This is a genomic window from Rhizobium sp. BK418, assembly GCF_004341105.1.
Taxonomy (GTDB): domain Bacteria; phylum Pseudomonadota; class Alphaproteobacteria; order Rhizobiales; family Rhizobiaceae; genus Rhizobium.
In genome coordinates this window covers 615,795-639,235 of sequence record NZ_SLZK01000002.1, presented here as the reverse complement: position 1 = coordinate 639,235, position 23,441 = coordinate 615,795, and the positions used below count along the sequence as shown (strand labels likewise).

General features: G+C 61.1%; 21 protein-coding genes, 1 tRNA gene and 1 riboswitch. Of the genes, 14 read left to right on the top strand and 8 right to left on the bottom strand.

Annotated elements, in window-relative coordinates; translation table 11 throughout:
- Positions 1 to 39: 39 nt before the first annotated feature.
- Entirely contained in the window at positions 40 to 999 is a 960-nt protein-coding gene (locus EV281_RS09145; RefSeq protein ID WP_132652771.1) for a nitronate monooxygenase family protein, read from the bottom strand.
- Between the two features lie 410 nt (positions 1,000 to 1,409).
- Here EV281_RS09145 and EV281_RS09140 point away from each other — a divergent pair, with 410 nt between their 5' ends.
- Positions 1,410 to 2,636 carry a regulator gene (locus tag EV281_RS09140; protein ID WP_132652770.1) on the top strand — a complete coding sequence of 409 codons (1,227 nt, stop codon included), beginning with the start codon at positions 1,410 to 1,412 and terminating at the stop codon, positions 2,634 to 2,636.
- Between the two features lie 19 nt (positions 2,637 to 2,655).
- On the opposite strand, the gene ppk2 is transcribed toward EV281_RS09140, so the two are convergent.
- Positions 2,656 to 3,537 (bottom strand): polyphosphate kinase 2, encoded by an 882-nt coding sequence (ppk2, locus tag EV281_RS09135; RefSeq protein WP_132652769.1) that lies wholly within the window; start codon positions 3,535 to 3,537, stop codon positions 2,656 to 2,658.
- 245 nt (positions 3,538 to 3,782) lie between these two features.
- Here ppk2 and phoR point away from each other — a divergent pair, with 245 nt between their 5' ends.
- The 7 genes from phoR (at position 3,783) to phoB (ending at position 11,706) form a co-directional block, all read left to right on the top strand.
- Positions 3,783 to 5,006, top strand: coding sequence for a phosphate regulon sensor histidine kinase PhoR (gene phoR / locus EV281_RS09130; RefSeq protein WP_132653220.1), 1,224 nt, complete (start codon positions 3,783 to 3,785; stop codon positions 5,004 to 5,006).
- Positions 5,007 to 5,204: 198 nt separating this feature from the next.
- The gene (locus EV281_RS09125; RefSeq protein WP_132652768.1) at positions 5,205 to 6,239 is read left to right on the top strand and encodes a substrate-binding domain-containing protein; all 1,035 of its coding nucleotides are present in this window, start codon (positions 5,205 to 5,207) and stop codon (positions 6,237 to 6,239) included.
- Positions 6,240 to 6,405: 166 nt separating this feature from the next.
- Positions 6,406 to 7,887, top strand: coding sequence for a phosphate ABC transporter permease subunit PstC (gene pstC, locus EV281_RS09120; protein ID WP_132652767.1), 1,482 nt, complete (start codon positions 6,406 to 6,408; stop codon positions 7,885 to 7,887).
- Positions 7,884 to 9,206 carry a phosphate ABC transporter permease PstA gene (gene pstA / locus EV281_RS09115; RefSeq protein ID WP_132652766.1) on the top strand — a complete coding sequence of 441 codons (1,323 nt, stop codon included), beginning with the start codon at positions 7,884 to 7,886 and terminating at the stop codon, positions 9,204 to 9,206. The genes pstC and pstA overlap by 4 nt, the downstream gene beginning before the upstream one ends.
- A 14-nt stretch (positions 9,207 to 9,220) precedes the next feature.
- Positions 9,221 to 10,036, top strand: coding sequence for a phosphate ABC transporter ATP-binding protein PstB (gene pstB, locus EV281_RS09110; protein WP_132652765.1), 816 nt, complete (start codon positions 9,221 to 9,223; stop codon positions 10,034 to 10,036).
- A 44-nt stretch (positions 10,037 to 10,080) separates the two neighbouring features.
- Positions 10,081 to 10,794, top strand: a complete 714-nt coding sequence (gene phoU / locus EV281_RS09105) for a phosphate signaling complex protein PhoU (RefSeq protein WP_132652764.1) — start codon at positions 10,081 to 10,083, stop codon at positions 10,792 to 10,794.
- Positions 10,795 to 11,022: 228 nt separating this feature from the next.
- On the top strand, positions 11,023 to 11,706 hold the full coding sequence (gene phoB, locus EV281_RS09100; protein WP_003570612.1) for a phosphate regulon transcriptional regulator PhoB: 684 nt from the start codon (positions 11,023 to 11,025) through the stop codon (positions 11,704 to 11,706).
- Positions 11,707 to 11,831: 125 nt separating this feature from the next.
- Here the strand turns inward: phoB and EV281_RS09095 are convergent, their stop codons facing one another.
- Together EV281_RS09095 and EV281_RS09090 are read right to left on the bottom strand one after the other, a co-directional pair.
- Positions 11,832 to 12,620, bottom strand: coding sequence for a pyrroline-5-carboxylate reductase (locus tag EV281_RS09095; protein WP_132652763.1), 789 nt, complete (start codon positions 12,618 to 12,620; stop codon positions 11,832 to 11,834).
- Between the two features lie 299 nt (positions 12,621 to 12,919).
- Entirely contained in the window at positions 12,920 to 13,450 is a 531-nt protein-coding gene (locus tag EV281_RS09090; RefSeq protein WP_132652762.1) for a GcrA family cell cycle regulator, read from the bottom strand.
- Positions 13,451 to 13,873: 423 nt separating this feature from the next.
- Here EV281_RS09090 and EV281_RS09085 point away from each other — a divergent pair, with 423 nt between their 5' ends.
- The 3 genes from EV281_RS09085 to EV281_RS09075 all read left to right on the top strand — a co-directional run bounded on the left by EV281_RS09085 (position 13,874) and on the right by EV281_RS09075 (position 17,120).
- Positions 13,874 to 15,073: an aspartate aminotransferase family protein gene (locus EV281_RS09085; protein WP_132652761.1), complete on the top strand. Its 1,200-nt coding sequence runs from the start codon at positions 13,874 to 13,876 to the stop codon at positions 15,071 to 15,073.
- 45 nt (positions 15,074 to 15,118) lie between these two features.
- Positions 15,119 to 16,036: an ornithine carbamoyltransferase gene (gene argF, locus EV281_RS09080; RefSeq protein WP_132652760.1), complete on the top strand. Its 918-nt coding sequence runs from the start codon at positions 15,119 to 15,121 to the stop codon at positions 16,034 to 16,036.
- A 91-nt stretch (positions 16,037 to 16,127) separates the two neighbouring features.
- Entirely contained in the window at positions 16,128 to 17,120 is a 993-nt protein-coding gene (locus tag EV281_RS09075; RefSeq protein WP_132652759.1) for an Hsp33 family molecular chaperone, read from the top strand.
- Between the two features lie 10 nt (positions 17,121 to 17,130).
- Here the strand turns inward: EV281_RS09075 and apaG are convergent, their stop codons facing one another.
- A complete protein-coding gene (gene apaG, locus EV281_RS09070) occupies positions 17,131 to 17,523 on the bottom strand; it encodes a Co2+/Mg2+ efflux protein ApaG (protein WP_132652758.1) in 393 nt (130 codons plus the stop codon).
- Positions 17,524 to 17,713: 190 nt separating this feature from the next.
- On the bottom strand, positions 17,714 to 18,898 hold the full coding sequence (locus tag EV281_RS09065) for an O-succinylhomoserine sulfhydrylase (protein WP_132652757.1): 1,185 nt from the start codon (positions 18,896 to 18,898) through the stop codon (positions 17,714 to 17,716).
- A 46-nt stretch (positions 18,899 to 18,944) separates the two neighbouring features.
- A riboswitch (SAM riboswitch) is annotated at positions 18,945 to 19,023 on the bottom strand.
- Positions 19,024 to 19,096: 73 nt separating this feature from the next.
- Between EV281_RS09065 and EV281_RS09060 the strand changes: the two genes are divergently transcribed.
- Both EV281_RS09060 and EV281_RS09055 read left to right on the top strand, forming a co-directional pair.
- Positions 19,097 to 20,191, top strand: coding sequence for a 2'-deoxycytidine 5'-triphosphate deaminase (locus tag EV281_RS09060; protein ID WP_165911862.1), 1,095 nt, complete (start codon positions 19,097 to 19,099; stop codon positions 20,189 to 20,191).
- A 59-nt stretch (positions 20,192 to 20,250) separates the two neighbouring features.
- A tRNA-Gly gene (locus EV281_RS09055) sits at positions 20,251 to 20,324 on the top strand.
- Between the two features lie 10 nt (positions 20,325 to 20,334).
- Here the strand turns inward: EV281_RS09055 and EV281_RS09050 are convergent.
- Positions 20,335 to 20,616 (bottom strand): hypothetical protein, encoded by a 282-nt coding sequence (locus EV281_RS09050; protein WP_132652756.1) that lies wholly within the window; start codon positions 20,614 to 20,616, stop codon positions 20,335 to 20,337.
- A 360-nt stretch (positions 20,617 to 20,976) separates the two neighbouring features.
- Between EV281_RS09050 and EV281_RS09045 the strand changes: the two genes are divergently transcribed.
- Entirely contained in the window at positions 20,977 to 21,360 is a 384-nt protein-coding gene (locus tag EV281_RS09045) for a VOC family protein (RefSeq protein WP_132652755.1), read from the top strand.
- Positions 21,361 to 21,422: 62 nt separating this feature from the next.
- On the opposite strand, the gene EV281_RS09040 is transcribed toward EV281_RS09045, so the two are convergent.
- Positions 21,423 to 23,423 carry a methyl-accepting chemotaxis protein gene (locus tag EV281_RS09040; RefSeq protein ID WP_132652754.1) on the bottom strand — a complete coding sequence of 667 codons (2,001 nt, stop codon included), beginning with the start codon at positions 23,421 to 23,423 and terminating at the stop codon, positions 21,423 to 21,425.
- Positions 23,424 to 23,441 lie beyond the last annotated feature (18 nt).

The window sequence follows — 23,441 nt, the reverse complement described above, 5'->3', positions numbered from 1 at the left end:
CCCGGGCAAAAAAGCTGAAGCCTGTGGAAGGCCTCCGCTTCAAAGCGCCAGCCGGGCGCGAGCGGCCTGATATTCCGCTTCCAGCCGGTCGACCAGCTTTGCCACCGGCTCCACGGCCTTGATCGCGCCGATGCCCTGGCCGCTGCCCCAGATGTCCTTCCAGGCCTTTGCGCCGCCCGTTGCCTGTTCGAAATCCATCTTCGAGGGATCGGCGTCGGGCAGGTTGTCCGGGTCGAGGCCGGCGGCGCGGATGGAGGGTTTCAGGTAGTTGCCGTGCACGCCGGTGAAATAGTTGGAGTAGACGATATCGGCGGCAGCACCCTCGACGATCGCCTGCTTGTAGGCGTCGGCGGCGCGCGCCTCCTCGGTCGCGATGAAGGGGGTGCCGATATAGGCCATGTCGGCGCCCATGGCCTGGGCTGCCAGAATGGCGTCGCCGGTCGCAATCGCGCCGGCGAGCAGCAGCGGGCCGTCGAACCATGCGCGGATTTCCTGCACCAGCGCGAAGGGGGAAAGCGTGCCCGCATGTCCGCCCGCTCCTGCCGCAACCGCGATCAGCCCGTCCGCGCCCTTGCGGATCGCCGAATTGGCATGGCGGTTGTTGATGATGTCGTGCAGCACGATGCCGCCGTAGGAATGAACCGCTGCATTCACCTCCGGCACCGCGCCGAGCGAGGAAATGACGATCGGCACCTTGTATTTCACGCAGAGCATCAGATCGTGCTCCAGCCGCTTGTTCGACATATGGACGATCTGGTTGACCGCGAAGGGGGCGGCCGGCCGTTCCGGATGCCTGGCATTATGATGGGCAAGATCTTCTGACATCATCGCCAGCCACTCGTCGAGCTGACTTTCCGGCCGCGCGTTCAGCGCCGGAAAGGCGCCGATCACGCCGGCCTTGCATTGCGCCAGCGTCAGCGCCGGATGCGAAATGATGAAAAGCGGCGAGCCGATGACCGGCAGTCTCAAATTATCCGTGAGGATCGGCGGCAAGGCCATGCGGTCACCGTTTTTGACGTTTACGAAAACGTCAACTGATGTATCAGAGCCGGCGCCCAAGGAAAAGAGCGCCAGAGGAAAAGAGCTCGGGGAAAAGAGTAAGAGCGAAAGCTGCGCCTTTTCCGTAATCCTGTCCACTTTCAGAATATCAAATGAAACCTTGGGAACGCCGGGCGGCATCGCTTTTCCCCCGCCCATGCGCTCCGAAGGGGCTGCAAGGCTTGCGGTTTGCCGTACTTGCCGTTACCGAATTTTGACAGACATTCAATCTCTAGAGCATGTCGCGCAAATGTGTGCGGCGGTTTTGTGGTAACGACGTGCGAAACCAGGAGCCTGAAGCATGGCAAGCGATCTGAAAATCGCGACACGCTTTTGGGGTGGATGTCGCGACGAAACGCGAAGGACCCGACGTGAGCGGACTAGAAACGGCCATCAGAACTGCGCTCGATAGTTCCGACCGCGACAGCGCGGAAGTTCGCGCACGCATCTATCAGTCTGCGCGTCAGGCGCTGGAAGCCGGCCTGCGTAAGCAGGATATCACCGATGCCGATGTCGTGGCCTATCACCGCCATCGTCTGGAAACCACGATCCATACGATCGAGAGCGAGGAGCGCGCCCGCCTTCACCCGCGCCAGGGGCCTCCGGAGGTTCCCGTCCCGCCCGTCGTCGAGATGCCTGAGCCCGTGCATCAGGTGGAAGAGCCGGCCGATCGCGCAGAAGAGCCCGCTTATCGCGCGCATGAGGACAACCATCTCGCCGTTGTCGGCGAAACGCGCGGCTATGATGCCGCCGGGTATGTCGATGATGCGAGCCTGGACGATGTTCACGCCAGCAGCGCCGATCAGCTGGGGGCGGCACCTGCTGGAGAAATGCGCGGAGAGATGCGCGCAACGCCGCAGAAGGCCGGCGGCATGGATTTTCGCCCCGAGAGGGCCGCTGTCCGCCGCAAGCCGCGCAAGTTCTTTTCGCGTCTGCTCGTCTGGTGCGTGGTTCTCGCCTTCATCGGCATGGGCGGCTGGTGGGCCTATACTTCCGGTCTGCTGAAGACGGCGGCCGAGCGCGATACCAGCGTCGCAAATCCGCCTGCCAGCACGCAGCCGGAGGATTTCAATGGCGAGGAGAGTGCCGGCAACGGCGCGTCGCCGCAGAACGATGCACCGGTCGCCATCGATCCGCAGAATAGCTTCTCGGCGGACTGGATCGAAGTCTTCAAGCCTGCCGATACCGACAAGATCCAGGCCGGTCCGCGTGCGCGCTCGGAAAACGTCACCGAAACCGAAGGCCCAGCCGTGCGCCTGACCTCCGAGAGCGGCAATACCGATGGCAACGTCTCCGTCAGCATTCCCGCCAATGTGCTGCAGCAGCTCGCCGGCAAGTCCTCGACCGTGGCGCTCACCCTGCAGTCCACTACGGACGAGCCGACCCAGATCACCGTCGAGTGCGATTTCCAGTCGCTCGGCAATTGCGCCCGCCATCGTTTCAATGTCACGCGTGAAAAGTCGGATGCGCTGCTCCAGGTGCGCTTCGACCGCTCGCTCGCGCCGAATTCTCCGGGCCGGCTGATGATCAACAGCGATGTCGACGGCAAGGCCCGCGGCATCAATCTCTTTGCCGTGCGCATCCTGCCGGGCCAGTAAGCGGCCCGGTTGCCTCGGTTTATTTCAGGAAGCCGGGACCGGAGCCGATGATCTTGTCATCGAGCGCGCCGATCGCGTCCTTGTTCTTGCCGTCATAGTCGATGGTGTCAAGCATGTGGCGGATGAGGTTCAGCCGCGCCCGGCGCTTGTCATTGGCACGGATCACCGTCCAGGGGGCGAATTCCGTGTGGGTTTCCTTCAGCATGCGGTCGCGCTTCTCGCTATAATCGCCCCATTTGGTCAAGGCGGCTATATCCATCGAAGAGAGTTTCCAGCAGGCGAGCGGGTCATGCCGCCGGTCATGGAAGCGCTTGATCTGCATTTCCCGGCCGATATCGAGATAGAATTTGAAGAAGAATATGCCTTCGTGGACGATGACCTTCTCCACCTGCGGCGCCTGGTGCAGGAAATCCTCATATTGTTTCGACGTGCAGAAGCCCATGACCGGCTCCACGCCGGCACGATTGTACCAGGAGCGGTCGAAGAGCACGAATTCGCCCGATGTCGGAAACTGCGTGATATAGCGCTGGAAATACCATTGGCCCTGTTCCCGGTCGGTCGGCTTGGCAAGCGCCACCACGCGGGCAAGGCGCGGGTTCATATGCGCCGAGGAGGCCTGGATCGCGCCGCCCTTGCCGGCGGCATCGCGCCCTTCGAAGAGGGCCATCACCCGTTTGCCCGTCGCCTGCAGCCAGAACTGCACCTTTACCAGCTCTGCCTGCAGCTGCCTGAGCTCTTGGTAATACTCGTCTTCCTTCAGCTTCTTCTTGTAAGGATAGTCGCCGGATTCGAGCGCGTGGTCATCCACCCATCCGGGCAGGACGGGATCGTCGATATCGAAGACGCGCCTCTTGCCCCTGATCTCCAGTTCCACGGCCCTGCTTTCGACATCGTTGGCCATCGCTCCCTCCGGTGCTTGATGGTTTCGTTTTGCAAGAGGCGAACATATTTATCATTGAAAATCAAATCCACTGCGTAAGCAAAGCGCAATTCGCCGTCGCGCGGCTGCGGCTTTTCGCGCAAGTTTCGCAAACGGAAAACTTCTGTCATGAAACGCGGCTATCAGGCAGAGTTTGAATGTAAAGAAAACGAATCGATGCCGTGAGAGGCACTTTGGAAGACGACATGCCGTGGACGAAAAGCCTGTTGGCGCGAATTCGGCGCGAGCGCCCGGTTTTGCTGGCGACGCTCTTGAGCGCGCTGGTGGCGCTGGCTGCGGGCATGAACAAGTGGATCGTGCTTGCCCTGCTGCTCGTGATGGCTTTCGCGTCGCTCTTCAACGAGGCCCCGGTCATCAAGCCCGATGCCGTCGAGCCGGTCGAGCCGGAGCCCGAACTGCTTCCGAGCCGCCTGCCGGAGGTCTCCGCCACATTGGCTGGGCTCGATATCCCGGTCATGGTGCTCTCGGAAGATGCCTCGGTGCTCTTTCAGAACCGCGCGGCCGAAAAGGCATTCGGCGAGGTGACGCTCGGCTCGCATATATCGGCGCGGCTGCGTTCGCCGGGCGTCTTGGACATGGTGCGCGAAACCATCGCCACAAACGCGCCGAACCAGATCGAACATTCCGAGCGGCTGCCATCCGAGCGCGTCTATATCGTTCGCAGCGCCCCCGTCGAATTCAAGGATGATGACGGCCGCGACGAACGCTTTTACATCCTCTCCTTCCGCGATATTTCCGAGGTGCGCCGCATCGATCGCATGCGCTCGGATTTCGTCGCCAATGCCAGCCATGAGCTGCGCACGCCGCTGGCCTCGCTGCGCGGCTTCATCGAAACCATCCAGGGGCCGGCGAAAAACGATCCGAAGGCGCAGGCACGCTTCCTCGGCATCATGCTCGACCAGACGACGCGCATGAGCAGGCTCGTCGACGATCTCCTGTCTCTGTCAAGGCTGGAGCTCAAATCGCATATCGCCCCCGACGAGAAGGTGGATCTCGTGCCGCTTCTCGGTCATGTCAGGGATTCGCTCGTACCCCTTGCAAGGGATGTCGGCGTCTCGATCAACCTGCACCTGCCTGAGGGTAAGGTTGAAGTTCTGGGAGACCGCGACGAACTCGTCCAGGTCTTCGAGAACCTGATGGAAAATGCCTGCAAATACGGGCAGGAGGGCGAGACGGTCGATGTCTGGCTGAAGAACGGCGCCGGCCAGCCGGTGGAAGTCAGCGTCATCGACAAGGGGCCGGGAATTCCGGCCGAACACGTGCCGCGCCTGACCGAGCGTTTCTATCGCGTCAGCATCGAGGACAGCCGTTCCAAGAAGGGCACGGGGCTGGGGCTTGCCATCGTCAAGCACATTCTGACGCGCCACCGTGCGCGGCTGATCGTCAAATCCGAAGTTGGCAAGGGGACCGAGTTTACCGTGCGCTTCTGACGCAATATGTCGCACACAATTTGATACGAGAATATTTTCACATTAAAAATCAACAACTTAACCTGTCATAAATGTTTCATCGGTTTGACATAAAAGGACGGTGCTTAAGGAGCTAAGAGAGTCCTGCCGATGAAAAAAGGCAATGCGAGGGCCTCTCTGAGGCCGCACTCACACAAGCCCAAATGCCGGGAGATTCAAATGAACACCTTTAAACTCACTGTTGCCGCGCTCGCTGCAACCGCCGCTTTCGCTGGCGTTGCTGTCGCTCGCGACCAGATCCAGGTTGCTGGTTCGTCCACCGTCCTGCCTTACGCGAAGATCGTTGCCGAGTCTTTCGGCGAGACCTTCACCAACTTCAAGACGCCGGTCGTCGAATCCGGCGGCACGGGCGCTGGTCTGAAGGAATTCTGCAAGGGCGTCGGTGAAGACACGATCGACATTGCCAACGCTTCGCGCCCGATCAACAAGAGCGAGCTGGAAGCCTGCAAGGCCGCCGGCGTAACGGACATTCAGGAAGTCAAGATCGGTTATGACGGCATCGTCTTCGCAACCGACGCTTCCAACCCGGACGTTGCTTACGTTCCGGCCGATATCTACAAGGCCCTCGCTGCGCAGGTCGTTGTCGACGGCAAGCTCGTCGCCAACCCGTACAAGAAGTGGTCCGACGTCAACCCGAAGCTTCCGGCTGTTGATATCGCTGCCTATATCCCGGGCGAAAAGCACGGCACCCGCGAAGTCTTCGAACAGAACGTTCTGGCTGCCGGCTGCAAGGCTTCCGGCGCAACCGACGTTATCGCCAAGGAAATCTCCGACAAGGCTGCCCAGGCAAAGGCTTGCGTCGCAGTCCGCAAGGACGGCGCTGCCGTTGACATCGACGGCGACTATCCGGAAACGCTGGCACGCATCGCTGCCAACAAGACCGGCGTTGGCGTATTCGGCCTCTCCTTCTACGAAAACAATGCCGACAAGCTCAAAGTTGCGACCATGAGCGGCATCGTTCCGTCGACGGAAACCATCGCTAACGGCACCTACCCGGTTTCCCGCCCGTTGTTCTTCTACGTCAAGAAGGCACATCTCGGCGCCGTTCCGGGCCTGAAGGAATATGTCAACTTCTTCGTATCCGACCAGATGATCGGCCCTGACGGCCCGCTCGCCGAATACGGTCTCGTTGCTGCTCCGGATGCAGAGCGCGATGCGATCCGCAAGGACGTAGAGGCTGGCAAGACCATGTAATGAACTTTGCCGGCGCGGCGCTCGGGGGCGTCGCGCCGGCATCGCTTTATCCGTCCGGCCCAATGGGGTGCCGAGCGGGTGATTTCTTCTCCATGATGTCGAAGCCGATGGCATGCTCCTGGAGCTGCCGGGCTCTTTGGGGGCTGTGGGCCTGGGGACGTAACGAATGAGCACATCCATCATACTCTTGTGCCTGGTAGTGATCGGCGCCGTTGCCTATGTGGCTGCGCGCAGCCGCGCTATGGCCGTTTCCGGGGGCAGATCTGCTGCCCTGCATTCGCGGCCGGCCTATTATGGCGCCTATGCCGCGATCTGGGCTGTTCTGCCTTCCCTGATCGTTCTGTGTGTCTGGCTGGCCGTCAGCCCGGGCATTATCTCTTCCTCCGTTCGCGGCGCCTTTCCTGATGACGTGAAGGCGCAGCCGGCCGTCCAGCAGGATCTCGCCTACAGCATGGTCGCCACGGTTGCCCGCGGCATGAACCTGCTGCCGCCGGATGAGCTTTCTTCGCTGTCTGGCAATCCTGCCGGCCTGCAGGCAAAGCTCAGCGAGAAGGGCGTACCGCTCGCCGGCGAGCCGCAGCCCTACATGATCGATGCCGCAAAAGCCCTGAACGCCGAGAGTATGACGAGTCGCGTCATCATGACGGCGATCGTGCTGCTCATTTCTGTTGCAGGCGCTTTCTACGCGCTGCGCTCCGTTGCTCCGCGTTTCCGCGCCCGCAACCGTGTCGAACGCGTCATGCTCTGGGCGCTCCTTGTCGCGTCCTCCATCGCCATTCTGACGACGATCGGCATCGTGCTTTCCATGCTGACGGAAGCGGGCCGCTTCTTTGCGGTCGTTCCCTTCGCCGACTTCTTCTTCGGCACGGTTTGGGATCCGCGTTTTGCCGGCGCCGGCGGCTCGTCTTTCGGCCAGTTCGGCCTGATCCCCTTGTTGCTCGGCACGCTCTATATCGGCCTGGTCGCCATGCTGGTCGCCGTGCCGGTAGGCCTCTTTGCCGCCATCTACATGGCTGAATATGCTTCTCCGAGGGTGCGCTCCATCTCGAAGCCGCTTCTCGAGGTGCTCGCCGGCATTCCGACGATCGTCTACGGCTTCTTCGCGCTCGTCACCGTCGGACCGTTCCTGCGTGATTTCTCGGCGCAGATCAGCGGTCTGCTGACCGGCAACTATACGAACTTCATCCAGGCACAGAGCGTCATCACCGCTGGTATCGTCATGGGCATCATGCTGATCCCTTACGTTTCCTCGCTGTCGGACGATATCATCACCGCAGTGCCGCGTGCCCTGCGCGACGGTTCGCTCGGTCTCGGCGCCACGCGCTCCGAAACCATCAAGAAGGTGGTTCTCCCGGCGGCCCTTCCGGGCATCGTCGGCGCTTTGCTGATGACGGCTTCCCGCGCCATCGGCGAAACCATGATCGTGGTGCTTGCCGCCGGTGTCGCCGCCCGCATTCAGCTCAATCCCTTCGAGCCGATGACGACGGTGACCGTCAAGATCGTCAACCAGCTGACCGGCGACCTCGAGTTCACGTCGCCGCAGACGCTGGTTGCCTTCGCACTTGGCATCACGCTGTTCTGCATCACGCTTTGCCTCAACATTTATGCGCTCTACATCGTGCGCAAATACCGGGAGCAGTACGAATGACGAATATTGTTTCCCCCGCCGCCGGCGTCACCGTGTCGAAGGCGCCTGCGCGTCGCGATATCGGCATCAAGCGCCGCTACGCTGCCGAGCGCCGGTTCCAGGCCTATGGCATCGCAGCCATCGCATTCGGCCTGATCTTCCTCTTCATTCTGCTTTGGACAGTCATCAGCAACGGCTATACGGCGTTCCAGCAGACGTCGATCACGCTGCCGATCGAGTTCGCCGAGAAGACGATTGACCCTGATAACAAGCGTGCGACCGACCCTTCGGTTCTGGTCGCCGCCAACTATCCGGTTCTGCTGCGTGACGCGATCGTCAAGCAGCTCGGCATCAATGCCTCGAGCCGTCCTGATGTGCGCGACGCAACCGCCATGCTGTCCAAGGGCGCGCCGATCCAGTTGCGCGACATGGTCGTTGCAGACCCGTCGATCATCGGCAAGACCGTCAATGTTACGGTGCTTGCAGATGCCAATATCGACAGCGCCAACAAAGGCCAGATCAATCTTTCGGTCGACGAGAAGAACCGCAAGGTCAACGACAAGCAGGTCGCCTGGATGAACGAACTGAAGGCGAGCGGCGCTCTCCACAAGCAGTTCAACACCGGCCTCTTCGTCAACGGCAATTCCAGCCGTCCGGAAGCCGCAGGTCTCGGCGTCGCCCTCATCGGCTCGCTCTACCTGATGCTGATCGTTCTCGTCCTTGCGCTGCCGATCGGCGTCGCCGCCTCGATCTACCTCGAGGAATTCGCGCCGAAGAACAGGCTCACGGACCTGATTGAGGTCAACATCAACAACCTCGCCGCGGTTCCCTCGATCGTCTACGGTCTGCTCGGCCTGTCGGTCTTCATCAACTTCGCCGGCCTGCCGCGTTCGGCGTCGCTCGTCGGTGGTCTGGTGCTGACGCTGATGACGCTGCCGACGATCATCATCGCGACGCGTGCAGCGCTCCGCGCCGTGCCGCCGTCGATCCGCTCGGCGGCGCTGGGCCTCGGCGCTTCGAAGATGCAGATGGTGTTCCACCATGTGCTGCCGCTCGCCATGCCCGGCATTCTGACCGGCACGATCATCGGCCTTGCCCACGCACTCGGCGAAACCGCGCCGCTGCTCCTGATCGGCATGGTCGCGTTCGTCGCCCAGGCGCCGACCACTCCGCTCGATCCCTCCACCGCACTTCCGGTTCAGGTCTACATGTGGGCCAACGAAGCCGAGCGCGCCTTCGTGGAAAGAACCTCGGGTGCCATCATCGTCCTGCTCCTGTTCCTGATCGTCATGAACATCGGAGCTATCCTCTTGCGTCGTCGCTTTGAGCGCCGCTGGTAAACGGAGTAGAGATCATGAACATGTTGACGGAAGCAGCAGTTGAGAAGGCGCTGGACCAGAAAATGAGCAACGTCCCGTATAAGATGATCGGTCAGGATGTCTCCGTTTATTACGGCGAAAAGCGCGCCCTTTTCGATGTCAATCTGAACATCCGCGAAAACACCGTGACCGCCCTGATCGGCCCGTCCGGCTGCGGCAAGTCTACCTTCCTTCGGTCGCTGAACCGCATGAACGACACGATCGACGGCTGCCGCGTGACCGGCAAGATCACGCTCGACAGCGACGACATCTACGATCCCGACATCGACGTCGTCGAACTCCGCGCCCGTGTCGGCATGGTGTTCCAGAAGCCGAACCCGTTCCCGAAGTCGATCTACGAAAACGTCTCGTATGGCCCGCGCATTCACGGCCTCGCCAAGTCCAAGGCAGACCTCGACCAGATCGTCGAGTCCAGCCTGCAGCGCGCCGGCCTCTGGAATGAAGTCAAGGATCGCGTGCATGAATCCGGCACCGGGCTTTCCGGCGGCCAGCAGCAGCGTCTGTGCATCGCACGCGCCGTCGCCGTCAGCCCGGAAGTCATCCTGATGGACGAGCCCTGCTCGGCGCTCGACCCGATCGCAACCGCCAAGGTCGAAGAGCTGATCCACGAGCTGCGTGAAAACTACACCATCGTCATCGTGACGCATTCCATGCAGCAGGCCGCGCGCGTATCACAGCGTACAGCCATGTTCCACCTCGGCAACCTGGTCGAGGAGAACGACACCGACAAGATGTTCACCAACCCGGACGATCCGCGTACCCAGGACTATATCATGGGCCGGTTCGGCTGAGTTTGGAGATGTGAAGCCTTCCCGATTTTCGAGGACAAAGCCCCATGGCATCGACACATATTTTCTCTGCTTACGATGACGACCTGAAGTTCCTGTCCCGGCGCATTGCCGAGATGGGCGGCCTTGCCGAACAGATGGGTGCCGACGCTGTTCGCGCGCTCGTCAACGGTGACACCGCGCTCGCACAGAAAGTCATCTCGGACGACGTGATCCTCGATCATGCCGAGCGCGAAATCAACGACAAGGCGATTGTCACGATCGCCCGTCGCCAGCCGATGGCCTCCGACCTTCGCGAGATCATGGGTTCGATCCGTATCGCCGCCGACCTCGAGCGCGTCGGCGATCTCGGCAAGAACACGGCCAAGCGTGTCATCGCCGTGCAGAGCACCGGCGTTCCGCGCAAGCTCGCCCGCGGTCTCGAGCATCTTTCCGAACTGGCGCTCGTCCAGCTCAAGGAAGTGCTCGACGTCTACACGACGCGTTCGGCCGACAAGGCAAAGTCGATCCGCGAGCGCGACGATGAAATCGACGCGATGTACACCTCGCTGTTCCGCGAACTCCTGACCTACATGATGGAAGATCCGCGCAACATCACGAGCTGCACGCATCTTCTCTTCTGCGCCAAGAACATCGAGCGCATCGGCGATCATGCGACCAACATCGCCGAGACGATCTACTACATGGCAACCGGTTCCCAGCCGGAGGGCGAGCGTCCGAAGGACGACAGCTCCAACACCGTCGGCGCAGTCACGGAGTAATCCGGACCTGCCCATTGCATGCGCGCCCTCGCCGGGGGCGCGCAGAAAGCATGTCGCGCAAAAGTGTGCAGCGGTTTTGCGATAACGACATGCGAAAAAAGCTTACAGCGCGGCAGCGGATCCGAAGGATCGCGACACGCTTTAGGTGCAGCCAATTCCGAGTTTCTGCATGGTCCCTTGTTTAAATCACCCCCGGTTTAAGGATCATGCATTAGGAGACTGACACGCATGATCCCAAGAGTTGCAGTTGTTGAAGATGAAGAGGCACTCAGCGTGCTTCTCCGCTACAACCTCGAAGCGGAAGGTTTCGAGGTGGATACGATCCTCCGTGGCGACGAGGCGGAAATCCGGCTTCAGGAGCGCACGCCGGACCTGCTCATCCTTGACTGGATGCTGCCGGGCGTTTCCGGCATCGAGCTCTGCCGCCGACTGCGCATGCGACCGGAGACCGAGCGCCTGCCGATCATCATGCTGACGGCACGCGGCGAGGAAAGCGAGCGCGTTCGCGGTCTCTCGACCGGCGCCGACGACTATGTCGTCAAGCCCTTCTCCACGCCGGAGCTTGTCGCCCGCGTCAAGGCGATGCTGCGCCGCGCCCGTCCCGAGGTTCTCTCCACCGTTCTGAAGTGTGGAGATATCGAGCTCGATCGCGAAACCCATCGCGTTCATCGCAAGAGCCGCGAAGTCCGCCTCGGTCCCACCGAATTCCGCCTGCTGGAATTCCTGATGTCATCGCCGGGCCGGGTCTTCTCCCGTTCCCAGCTTCTGGACGGCGTCTGGGGCCATGACATCTATGTGGACGAACGCACCGTCGACGTCCATGTCGGCCGCCTGCGCAAGGCGCTGAACTTCTCCAACATGCAGGACGTCATCCGCACCGTCCGCGGTGCGGGATATTCCATGGAAGCTTAATCCGAGTGATCGGAGGTCCAGACGGGTCGCCCGCTTGACGGGCGGCCTGTTTGTCTATGTGGAACTCCCAACTCCTAATGAAAGCCGACACCCAGCGCCGAAGCGAGCCTCGAAAGAACCTGCTTTTACAGGCGGATGCGCGCAAGAATTCGATCAAGAGCCTTTTGCAGAGCCGCCATGCCGCCGAACGCGCGAAAGTCTTCGAGCACCTGTTCATTCAATCCGCCCTTGGTCGAATGCTCACCGATGAGCTCGTCGAAACTCGCCATAGGTTTTGAACGGGCGGCATGGGCGAGGCCGGAAAACAATTGACGGAGGTAGGCGTCGCCAGACGGTCCCGAAAGCCCCTGGCTCTGCAGCCAGGTCGACGTCGCCTCAAGGATGCCGAAATAGCTGGCCATCAGGCAGCTCGCCACCGCGAGAAGTTCGAACTCAAGTTTGTTTTCAACCTGGATCGCCGTTCCGAGCGCCGAAAAGAGGGCGTGGGAAACTTCGTCGGGCGGGTAGATCGCAGTCGCCCCCTGAAGATCTGCGACGAACGGAAGTGGAATTGCCAGGCTTAGGCGAACCGGTGGATCGATCCACGCCAGCAGTTGATCCATTGGCGTGGCCGCGACAAAGCTGATGACATGGTGGCCCGGCCGAAATCGGAGCGAGCGGACGACCTCCTCGGCAATTTGCGGCCTCACGGCCAAAAACGCGAGATCGGAGCGGTCGAGGACATCCTGATTGCTTAAAGCGATCGACACATTCTCGTTTGCCGCCGCGAGACGGGCGGCGACGCCTGCGTTACGCGGTGACAGCACGATCGGTGTGTCGCGAAACGCTGTCTTGCCCAATCCGGTGACGACGGCCTCTGTAATCGTGCCCGTCCCGACGAATCCCATTGTCATGCGCTTCGGATCGATCTCCATTGGCACCCCTGAGCGACTGTTTGCGCCGTGCTACTCGACGAGAATACCGCATCTGGATCAGAAAATCGCGCTACAGCGCCATGACGACCGTTCCATGCCGGTCGAGGCTGAAACGCATCGGTGATGTTGGCCACATAAGTTCGCATTGTCAGGCATGGTGGAAGGCCGGCAGAGCTCGGCCTTCGAACGACCGTGGCCGGGAGCCGTTTTCCCGCGCTCCTGTGCCGGCTAAAAAAATCACCCCTCCGCGCATCGGCGAGGAGGGGTGACGGTACGTTTGGTCTGTTGGAGGTCGCCGATCAGGCGACCCGGACAGCCTTGCGGCGTTCGCTGACCGGCTGATAGGCGAGGCGCGCATGATAGTTGCAGTAGGGCGATGAATCCGGGGAGTCGCAGCCGCAGAAGTAGAAGTCGTCCTTCAGCGGGTCGCCGACCGGCCACTTGCAGGTGCGCTCTGTCAGCTCCGTCAGTCCGAGGCGACGGGAGATCGGCACGACCACGTTTGCGGCCGGCACGTAGTCCATCTCCTCGACGGTTTCGATCTCGATCTCTTCCTTCAGCATCGTTGCGCCCTGCTGGCGCGTCACGGTGCGGGTGGCGATGCGAGATGTATAGTTCGGAGCGCGCGGTGCCGAGGTATTGCGCTTCGGCGCACGCGCCGTGGTTGCCGTACCGCCGGCCTTGGCGCGGCCGGGAAGACTGAGCCGGTGAACCTTGCCGATAACAGCGTTTCTACTCACCCCGCCAAGCTGCGCAGCGATCTGGCTGGCGCTCAACCCCTCCGACCAAAGCTTCTTGAGCTTCTCGACACGCTCGTCTGTCCAGTTCATGCCCTGTCTCCGCCTTTGCGTTGGTGATGGCAGAATCCCTCACCGTTGCCTCGGAAGCTTCCGAAGCAAGAAACGCCTGATAAATTTAGGTGACTAGTTCCGCCGCATGCAGTCTAGTAATTGAACTTTAACCTAGTGTGAGCCTGACTCTGTGACAAGAGTCGCAGGAATCGGATGAATCCGAATTCGTAGTTTTCCCCAACTTGCTTCCCGAGCGAGTCATTTCTGCAACATTAGCTGTTGATAGACCTGTAAAGCCGATTGCCTGCTTGACGCATGCGCTAAATCCTCAGTTTTGTTGACATTGCAGTGCGAAAAGTAAATAGTGCTCTCGGCCGCCGAAAGGCGGCATTTTTGATTTTTCGGGCCTGGTTTTGTTAGCCGGAGTCCGTTGTCTCATAACCTGTTGCAGGAGTTCGCGCCATGGCTGAAGCCTCGCCGCTTTATGATACCTATTCTCGTGCCCCGTTGCGGTTCGAGCGAGGTGAGGGCGTCTGGCTGATCACCGAAACCGGCGAACGATATCTCGATTTTGGCGCAGGCGTCGCTGTCACGTCAGTCGGTCACGGCAACCCGCATGTCGTGGCTGCTCTCAAGGATCAGGCCGACAAGGTCTGGCACCTGTCGAATGTCTATGAAGTGCCTGGTCAGGAGAAGCTTGCCAAGCGGCTGACGGATGCCACTTTCGCCGACAAGGTGTTCTTCACCAATTCCGGTGCCGAGGCTCTGGAATGCGCCATCAAGACGGCGCGCCGCTACCAGTTCTCCAAGGGACATCCCGAACGTTTCCACATTATCACCTTCGAAGGCGCCTTCCACGGCCGCACGCTGGCGACCATCGCCGCCGGCGGCCAGGAGAAATATCTCGAAGGTTTCGGCCCGAAGACCCCCGGCTTCGATCGGGTTCCCTTCGGCGATATCGAGGCCGTGCGCGCCGCGATTTCCGACAAGACGGCCGGCATCCTTATAGAGCCCGTACAGGGCGAGGGCGGTGTCCGCCCGGTGACGCCTGAATTCATGAGGGCGCTCCGCCAGATCTGCGATGAACACGGCCTGCTCCTCATTCTCGACGAGGTTCAGACCGGCGTCGGCCGTACCGGCAAGCTCTTCGCCTATGAGTGGTCTGGCATCACGCCCGATATCATGGCGGTTGCCAAGGGCATCGGCGGCGGTTTCCCGCTCGGTGCGTGCCTGGCGACGGCAGAGGCCGCCTCTGGCATGAAGGCCGGCACGCATGGTTCCACCTATGGCGGCAACCCGCTGGCCATGGCTGTCGGCAACGCGGTTCTGGATGTCATCCTGGCCGATGGTTTCCTGCAGCATGTCCGCGATGTCACCCTCGTCTTCCGTCAGGGCCTCGCCTCGCTCAAGGATCGTTATCCCGATGTGATCGAGGATATCAGGGGCGAAGGCCTGCTGCTCGGCGTCAAGGCTGCCATTCCCTCGGCTGAGCTCCTGAAGGAGATCCGCGCAGCCCATCTTCTGGCCATCCCCGCCGGCGACAATGTCATCCGTCTGCTGCCGCCGCTGGTCGTAACCGCCGAAGAGGCGCGCGAGGGCATTGCCCGTCTCGAGCGTGCCGCCGAAAGCATCCGTGCCGCCAAGGTCAAGAAGACCGCTTGAAAGGACAATGCCCCGCCCGCTGGCGGGCGTAGCAGGTAACGAACAATGGCTTCCCCCAAACACTTCCTCGATCTCTCCGCAGTCACCGCATCCGATCTCAGAACCATCATGGACGATGCGAAGGTGCGAAAGCAGGCGTTCAAGGCGGGTGCCGCCGACAAGCCGCTCGCCGGCAAGATGCTGGCCATGATCTTCGAGAAGCCGTCGACCCGAACCCGCGTGTCCTTCGATGTCGGCATGCGCCAGCTCGGCGGTGAGACGCTGTTCCTCTCGGGCACCGAAATGCAGCTCGGCCGCGCCGAGACGATCGGTGATACGGCCAAGGTGCTGTCGCGCTATGTCGATGCGATCATGATCCGCACGACCGAGCACAGCCGCATGCTGGAGCTCGCCGAACATGCGACCGTTCCCGTCATCAACGCGCTGACGGACGACACGCACCCTTGCCAGATCATGGCCGATATCATGACCTTCGAAGAGCATCGCGGCCCGATCAAGGGCAAGACGATCGCCTGGACCGGAGACGGCAACAACGTACTGCATTCCCTCGTCGAAGGGGCTGCTCGTTTCGGCTATCGCATGAACATGGCTGTACCCCTTGGTTCCGAGCCCAAGGATCACTATCTGAACTGGGCCCGCAATGAGGGCGCCGAAATCATGCTATGCCATGATGCCGACCGTGCGGTCGCCGGCGTCGATTGCGTGGTGACCGATACCTGGGTCTCCATGAATCAGGAACATCGGGCCCGCGGTCACAATGTCTTCCAGCCCTATCAGGTCAACGCGCATTTGATGGCGCAGGCCGGCAAAGACGCATTGTTCATGCATTGCCTTCCCGCTCATCGCGGTGAGGAAGTGACGGACGAGGTGATCGATGGCCCGCAATCCGTGGTCTTCGATGAGGCGGAAAACCGTCTTCATGCGCAGAAGTCGATTCTTGCTTGGTGCCTGGGCGCGATCTGAACCATAATCGGATGTCGCGAGTCCCAAACTCGCGGCTGCGCGAGCGGCCGGCGCGCTAGTCGGCTGCTCCTATAAAATAGGAGTGAAAGCCATGGCAGAAGCTGCAGCCGCTCTCGGCGAGTTCGATTTCGCCGGCGATGATCATGTCGTCCCTTTTCAGGTGGAAGGGCTTGATGTGCGCGGTCGCGCCGTCCAGCTCGGCCCGATGCTGGACGCGATTCTTGAGCGGCATCGTTATCCCGCCCCCGTCGCCCGCCTTCTGGCGGAAGTGGTGGTGCTCACGGTGCTGCTTGGCACCTCGCTGAAATTCGAAGGCAAGTTCACCGTCCAGACGAAAAGCGACGGCCCCGTCGATCTTCTGGTCTGCGATTTCTCGACGCCGGAAAATGTCCGCGCCTATGCCCGTTTCGACCAGGCCCTGCTCGACAAGGCAGTCGCTTCGGGCGAGACCGAGCCGGAACAACTTCTTGGCAAGGGCGTCCTCGCCTTCACCATCGACCAGGGTAAGTTCAGCCAGCCCTATCAGGGCATCGTAGCGCTGGATGGCGCCTCGCTGGAAGACATTGCCGGCGTCTACTTCCGCCAGTCGGAGCAGATCCCGACGCGGGTTCGCCTTGCCGCTGCCGAACTCTTCGACCGCGACGAGAACGGCAAGCCGCGTCACCGCTGGCGGGCCGGCGGTCTTGTTGCCCAGTTCCTGCCGGAAGCGCCGGAGCGCATGCGCCAGCCCGATCTCCATGGCGGCGACGGCGACACCGCAGCGCGCGCCCATGTCGAGGATGATGCCTGGATGGAAGCTCGCTCGCTCGTCGAGACCGTCGATGCCGATGAGCTTACCGATCCGCTCGTCGGTACCGAGCGCCTGCTCTTCCGCCTCTTCCACGAGCGCGGCGTGCGCGTCTACGAACCGCGCGCGGTCTTCGATCGTTGCAGTTGTTCGCGGGAAAAGATCGGCGGCGTGCTGAAGGGTTTTAGCGCCGAGGAAATCGAGGCGAGCCAGGAAAATGGCGAGATCTCGGTGACCTGCGAATTCTGCTCGACGACGTACCGCTTCCCGGTGCATGAACTGGCACCGGCGGAGTAGGTGGACAGGATTAGTTCAGCACTCTGAGCAGGCCGGGTGAATCCAAGGAGAAGGCGGGTATGTCGACATCGAACATCTCGCCTTCGTCCGTCTCCATCTGATAGTGGCCGAACATGAGGCCGGATGGCGTATCCAGCGGACAGCCCGATGAATATTCATAGGTATCGCCCGGCTGCAGCCGCGGCTGTTCGCCGACGACGCCGGGGCCGCTCACCTCGTCGATCTGCCCGTTCTGATCGGTGATATTCCAGTAGCGGTTGACGAGGCGCACGGCGATTTCGGAATTGTTGCTGATCACGACGCGGTAGCCCCAGACGTAACGATCGTCGTCCGGATCGGATTGCTCCTCCAGATAAAAGGGTTCGACAACGACTTCGATATCTCGTGTGAGAGCGCGATACATGCCTTACACCTTAGTCAGGATACATTACTCGTATCTTATAACGGGCCTCGTGCGTCAAGAAACGGTACAGTAATCTCGGCCTTGCCATCCCCGATTGGGCGGGCTTTCGTTCATTAAGCCTAACTCTCAGTGTTAATTTCAAGGCAAATGTCGCGGCTGCAGCGTTTGTTCTGCAGCCGTGCCTTGAGGATCAGGCCGAAACTTTGGCCAGAGCGCGGGCAAAATCTTCAATCAGATCATCCGTATCTTCGATGCCGGCCGAAAGGCGTACCGTGCCCGGCGAAATACCGAGTTCGGCGCGCGCCTCGTCCGTCAGGTTCTTGTGCGTGGTTGTGGCCGGATGCGTGATGAGGCTCTTGGAGTCGCCGAGATTGTTGGAGATCTTGACGATCTCGAGCGCGTTCTGCAGCGCAAACGCCGCGTCCTTGCCGCCCTTCAGTTCGAAGCAGACGAGCGTCGAGCCGCCCGACATCTGCTTGGCGATGATATCGGCCTGCGGATGGTCCTTGCGGCCGGGATAGATGACCTTGGCGACCTTGCCCTGATCGGCGAGGAAGTCGGCGATCTTTGCGGCATTCTGCGTCTGCTGCTTGACGCGCAGCGGCAGCGTTTCGATGCCCTTCAGCAGCGTCCAGGCGTTGAAGGGCGACATGGCCGGGCCGGTATGACGGAAATAGTCGTGCAGGTTCTCGTCGATCCATTCCTTGTCGGAGAGCACGACGCCGCCGAGGCAGCGGCCCTGGCCGTCGATATGCTTGGTGGCGGAATAGACGACAATATGGGCGCCGAGTTCCAGCGGCTTCTGGAAGAGCGGCGTTGCGAAGACGTTGTCGACGACCACCTTGGCGCCGATCTGGTTGGCGAGCTTGGCGACACCGGCAATATCGACCACTTCCAGCGTCGGGTTGGTCGGGCTTTCCAGGAAGAACACCTTGGTCTTCGGTGTAACAGCCTTTTCCCAGTTCTCGAGATAGCGCCCGTCGATCAGCGTGCAGTCGATACCATATTTCGGCGCCAGCGTCTCGACCACCCAGCGGCAGGAGCCGAAGAGGGCGCGCGCGGCAACGATATGATCGCCGGCCTTCAGCTGGCAGAGGATGGCGGCGGTAACGGCGGCCATGCCGGAGGCCGTGGCGCGGGCGTCTTCCGCACCTTCCAGCATGCACATGCGCTTTTCGAACATATCATTGGTGGGGCTGCCGTAGCGCGCGTAGATGAAGCCATCCGTCTCGCCTTTGAAGCGCGCTTCTGCCGCTTCGGACGTATCGTAGACGAAACCCTGCGTGAGATAGATTGCCTCCGAAGTCTCGCCATATTGCGAGCGCAGCGTACCGCCGTGGACGAGTTGGGTTGCAGGGCGCCAGGTCTTGCTCATGCCATCACCACTTTCAAACAACAAAAAAACCGGCCGCAAAAGCAGACCGGTTTCATACCCGGTCCTTTTAGCCACTTGTTTAACGTGGCTGCAAGCCGACCGGCCAAATCACCACGGGATAAATTTGCAATACTGCCGTTCTGTGCTTGCGTCAATTCCCCGACTTTGGTTTTGTCGGCGGCAGATTATGGATGGGGCATGATGGCTCGCGAAACTGGAATTCTGGCCGACCGCGCAATTGCCGCGCTGTTTGAAACGGGGCGTCTCAAAAGCGAGCGCGAGCTTGATCGTGATCAGATTCAGCCCGCAAGTCTGGATCTGCGGTTGGGTGCCAAGGCTTTTCGTGTGCGCGCCAGCTTCATGCCCGGCCCATCCCATCTTGTCTCCGACAAGTTGGATCGGCTGAGCCTGCACGTCATCGACCTCTCCGAAGGCGCAGTACTGGAAACCGGCTGCGTCTATATCGTGCCGCTGATCGAGCACCTCGATCTGCCGGCCGACATGTCGGCCTCGGCCAATCCGAAGAGCTCGACCGGCCGTCTCGATATCTTCACCCGCGTCATCACCGACTATGCGCAGGAATTCGACAAGATTCCGTCAGGCTATTCCGGCCCGCTCTACCTCGAAATCAGCCCGCGGACCTTCCCCATCGTCGTGCGTCGCGGCTCGCGCCTGTCGCAGATCCGTTTCCGTGTCGGCCATCCGGTGCTGAGCGAGCCTGATCTTCTGAAGCTGCATGAGACGGAAACACTGGTCGCCGCCAAGCAGCCGAACATCTCCGGCGGCGGCATCGCGCTGTCGATCGACCTGACGGGCGACAAGGACGGCCTGATCGGCTATCGCGGCAAGCACCACACGGCTGTCGTCGATGTCGACAAGAAGGCGCAGCACGATATTTTCGATTTCTGGGAGCCGCTCTATAGCCGTGGCCGCAACGAGCTGATCCTCGATCCGGATGAGTTCTATATCCTTGTCTCGCGCGAGGCCGTGCACGTTCCCCCTGACTACGCGGCAGAAATGACACCCTTCGATCCGCTCGTCGGCGAATTCCGCGTCCATTATGCCGGCTTCTTCGATCCGGGCTTCGGCCATGCGCCGGCCGGCGGGCGCGGCAGCCGCGCGGTGCTGGAAGTGCGCAGCCACGAAGTGCCGTTTATCCTGGAAGATGGCCAGATCGTCGGCCGCCTGATCTACGAACACATGCAGGAGCAGCCCTCGAGCCTCTATGGCTCAGGCCTCGGCTCCAACTATCAGGCCCAGGGCCTCAAGCTCTCGAAGCATTTCCGCATCTGATCTGCGGTGATGCTGCGACTTGACAGCGGCGGCCATCTGTTGGAAGTCTCAATCGGTCGGCGGGTGTAGCTCAATGGTAGAGCAGCAGCTTCCCAAGCTGAATACGAGGGTTCGATTCCCTTCACCCGCTCCAGCTGCCCTCGTCAATCTCTTCCGAAAATATTGATCGGCCGATACCGGCGGTGAGCGATCGCCAGGGTGCGATCCGGGCGGATGATGTAGGTCTCCTCGACCTGGCGGCCGTACTGATCGATGAAATTGTGCGGGAAAGTCGATCCAACAGGCGATTTCGTGAGTTTTGTGCGCGGCTGGCCATTATAGGTGATGCTGCCGGGGATGGGCTCGATGCCCGGGCCGGTATATTCGACAGCCGTGCAGCCGGCGAGCCCAAGCGCACCGATGAGGCCAAGTGCAATAAGTTTCATGTCCGGAGCCTTTCCTTCCGCTGCAGGTGTCATTGTACCCCAAATCGCGGAAAGCTCACGATGGAAACGGAGGCGATCACTTCGATCTGATCTCGCCACGAACCTTCTGTAAAAGCTGCCGGCGTCAGGATGCCACTCGATTGATCTGGTTGCCGCTCGTGGCGCGATCTGCTAGAGCGGCACTGTCGAAAAAGGCAGGACCGGATGAGGTAAGCCCGGTCCCTTCCATTATCGGAAGCTCTGCTCCGTGTTTCACACGAGAACCCGCGACGTGGCCCGCATGCGAGTGCGGCGTCCCGGCGGCATGCGGAGCGTTAGAAGACGCACTCCTCCGGGATTTTACTCTCAAAGGAGACAATCATGCGTTTGAACCATCTTGATTTTTACGTGCCTGATATCGCCGCCACGGCCGATTTCTTCCTGCGTTATTTCTCCCTGTCACAACAGGAGATGAACGAGCGGATCGGTCGGGCGATCCTTCACGACGATCACGGCACCGAGATCGTCTTGAGCCGCCCGCTGCCGAAGTTCGGCGGTGTCGATCAGGTCGAGTTACAGCGGCAGACCTATCATCTCGGCTTCATCCTCGCCGAAAGATCCGATGTCGACCGGCTTCATGGCCGGCTGGCGGCAGACAATGCGGTCGTCTCGGGACCGCCGGCTGCCATTCGTGGCGGCTGGTTGTTCTATTGCACCGCCCCCGGCAATATTCTCGTCGAGGTCGGCTGGCGTCCGCCGGCTTAAGAATAACGAAACAGAAATGGGTGGCCGAAGCCGCCCATCTGTCATTCAATCGTGTCTCCGGCTCAGAACTCCGTCCAGTCAGCCTCCTGGCTGGCGGCCGGGGCAGCGCTGCCGTTCATGCCGAAGGCGCTGGCGATCTTCTGGCCAAGCGCGCGGGCAGGGGAAGCGGCCGGGCGCGCGGTGCTCTCGGCAACACGCACCGGAGCTCTCGCTGCCGGTCGTGCGGCCGTGCGCGGTGCAGCCGATGCCGTCGAGATCGGGGCGGCCGCGACGAAGCCGCCGGTGCCCGTGAGGCGGAACTGGCCGAGCAGGTTGTTGAGGGCCGTCGCTTCCGTGGCAAGGCTATGGCTTGCAGCGGTGGATTCCTCGACCATGGCAGCGTTCTGCTGCGTGCCCTGATCCATGGTGTTGACGGCGGTATTGATTTCCTGCAGGCCGGTCGACTGTTCGCGGGACGCTTCGGCGATCGCATGGACGTGCTGGTTGATTTCCTGCACCTCGTGGACGATCGCATCAAGCGCCTTGCCGGTTTCGCCGACCAGCGAGACGCCGGTCTGCACATGCGTGCCCGAAGTGGTGATCAGCGCCTTGATCTCCTTGGCGGCGTTTGCCGAGCGCTGGGCAAGCTCGCGCACTTCCTGTGCGACGACGGCAAAGCCCTTGCCGGCTTCACCGGCGCGCGCAGCCTCGACACCGGCGTTCAGAGCCAAGAGATTGGTCTGGAAGGCGATATCGTCGATGACGCCGATGATATTGCCGATTTCGACCGAGGACTGCTCGATCTGCTGCATGGCCGAAACCGCCTTGCGGACGATCTCGCCGGACCGTTCCGCACCGAGACGGGTACGAGCGACGAGCTGGCTTGCCTCTTCGGCACGCTTTGCTGCGTCCTTCACCGTCGTGGTGATTTCTTCGAGAGCTGCAGCCGTTTCTTCGACCGAAGCGGCCTGCTGCTCGGTGCGTTTCGAAAGCTCGTCGGCAGATGAACGGATCTCGTTGGCGCCGGCGCTGATCGCACGGGCGTTGGAGCCGACCATGTTCATGGTCTCGTTGAGCTTCTCGACAGAGTTGTTGAAGTCCTGGCGCAGCGCATCGAGATGCGCGACGAAGGGCGATTCGATGCGTGCGACGAGGTCGCCGGAGGCAAGCCGGCGCAGCCCTTCGCCGAGGGCAGTGACGGCACGTTCGAGATCGGCGGCTTCCGCAGCCTTCTGTGCTTCGCGTTCGCGGCGCTCGTTGTCGCTGAGGCTGCGGTCGGCTTCGGCACGGGCTTCGAGCTGGCGGCGTTCGATCGCATTGTCGCGGAAGACCGCGACGGCTTCTGCCATCTTGCCAACTTCGTCGCGGCGGTCGAGCCCGGCGATTTCGCTGTCCGTATCGCCCTCCGCCAGGCCGGTCATACGATCGCGCAGCTTGGCCATGGGGGTGGTGATGCCGATCTGGGAGATGACGACACTGAGGCCGATGGCGCCGACGACGGCGAGGCCGATCAGGGCGAAGCAAAGGCCGATACGGCCGTTGACAGTCGCCGAAAGCGCGTCGCCGCCATCGTTGACCATGCTCATCATCGCATCGTTATTGGCCGTCATCTTCGGCGTCAGAACGTTCAGCTTGGCGTTCATCTGCGTGATGGTTTGCTGGACGGCAGCGCTGTCCTTGGCTTTCGCCTGTTCGACAGCCTTGTTGGAAAGGCTTTCGAGCTCATCGATACCTGCCAGGATTTCGTCGATTGCAGCTTTGCGGCTCGGTACCAGGTCGAGCGCCTGCTTCAGCCGGTCGCGAGCCTGCGGCAGCTTGCTCGGCGTCGAAATCGCCGTTGCGAAGGCCGGGGTATCCGCTTTGATATTGGCGAGCATGCTCGCCTGCAGCACCGAGGAGACAACCGAGGCGCTGGCGCGCGAACCCTGCATCGCAGCGACGGCTTCATGATCGATGAAGGCGCTGTAGGTTGCATCTGCACCGCGGAATTCGGAGATGATGTAAACCAGTCCGCCCATCGCGATCACTCCTAGAAGCGCGACGACCGATATGATCTTTGTACGGATTTTCAGATGTTTCAGCATGGAAAAGTCACCCGATTG

What these genes read in the sequence shown, in the direction of transcription:
- EV281_RS09145 (WP_132652771.1), bottom strand. Translation starts at nt 999, where the DNA reads ATGGCCTTGCCGCCGATCCTCACGGATAATTTGAGACTGCCGGTCATC.
- ppk2 (WP_132652769.1), bottom strand. Translation starts at nt 3,537, where the DNA reads ATGGCCAACGATGTCGAAAGCAGGGCCGTGGAACTGGAGATCAGGGGC.
- EV281_RS09125 (WP_132652768.1), top strand. Translation starts at nt 5,205, where the DNA reads ATGAACACCTTTAAACTCACTGTTGCCGCGCTCGCTGCAACCGCCGCT.
- pstC (WP_132652767.1), top strand. Translation starts at nt 6,406, where the DNA reads ATGAGCACATCCATCATACTCTTGTGCCTGGTAGTGATCGGCGCCGTT.
- pstA (WP_132652766.1), top strand. Translation starts at nt 7,884, where the DNA reads ATGACGAATATTGTTTCCCCCGCCGCCGGCGTCACCGTGTCGAAGGCG.
- pstB (WP_132652765.1), top strand. Translation starts at nt 9,221, where the DNA reads ATGAACATGTTGACGGAAGCAGCAGTTGAGAAGGCGCTGGACCAGAAA.
- phoU (WP_132652764.1), top strand. Translation starts at nt 10,081, where the DNA reads ATGGCATCGACACATATTTTCTCTGCTTACGATGACGACCTGAAGTTC.
- phoB (WP_003570612.1), top strand. Translation starts at nt 11,023, where the DNA reads ATGATCCCAAGAGTTGCAGTTGTTGAAGATGAAGAGGCACTCAGCGTG.
- EV281_RS09095 (WP_132652763.1), bottom strand. Translation starts at nt 12,620, where the DNA reads ATGGAGATCGATCCGAAGCGCATGACAATGGGATTCGTCGGGACGGGC.
- EV281_RS09090 (WP_132652762.1), bottom strand. Translation starts at nt 13,450, where the DNA reads ATGAACTGGACAGACGAGCGTGTCGAGAAGCTCAAGAAGCTTTGGTCG.
- EV281_RS09085 (WP_132652761.1), top strand. Translation starts at nt 13,874, where the DNA reads ATGGCTGAAGCCTCGCCGCTTTATGATACCTATTCTCGTGCCCCGTTG.
- argF (WP_132652760.1), top strand. Translation starts at nt 15,119, where the DNA reads ATGGCTTCCCCCAAACACTTCCTCGATCTCTCCGCAGTCACCGCATCC.
- EV281_RS09075 (WP_132652759.1), top strand. Translation starts at nt 16,128, where the DNA reads ATGGCAGAAGCTGCAGCCGCTCTCGGCGAGTTCGATTTCGCCGGCGAT.
- apaG (WP_132652758.1), bottom strand. Translation starts at nt 17,523, where the DNA reads ATGTATCGCGCTCTCACACGAGATATCGAAGTCGTTGTCGAACCCTTT.
- EV281_RS09065 (WP_132652757.1), bottom strand. Translation starts at nt 18,898, where the DNA reads ATGAGCAAGACCTGGCGCCCTGCAACCCAACTCGTCCACGGCGGTACG.
- EV281_RS09060 (WP_165911862.1), top strand. Translation starts at nt 19,097, where the DNA reads ATGATGGCTCGCGAAACTGGAATTCTGGCCGACCGCGCAATTGCCGCG.
- EV281_RS09050 (WP_132652756.1), bottom strand. Translation starts at nt 20,616, where the DNA reads ATGAAACTTATTGCACTTGGCCTCATCGGTGCGCTTGGGCTCGCCGGC.
- EV281_RS09045 (WP_132652755.1), top strand. Translation starts at nt 20,977, where the DNA reads ATGCGTTTGAACCATCTTGATTTTTACGTGCCTGATATCGCCGCCACG.
- EV281_RS09040 (WP_132652754.1), bottom strand. Translation starts at nt 23,423, where the DNA reads ATGCTGAAACATCTGAAAATCCGTACAAAGATCATATCGGTCGTCGCG.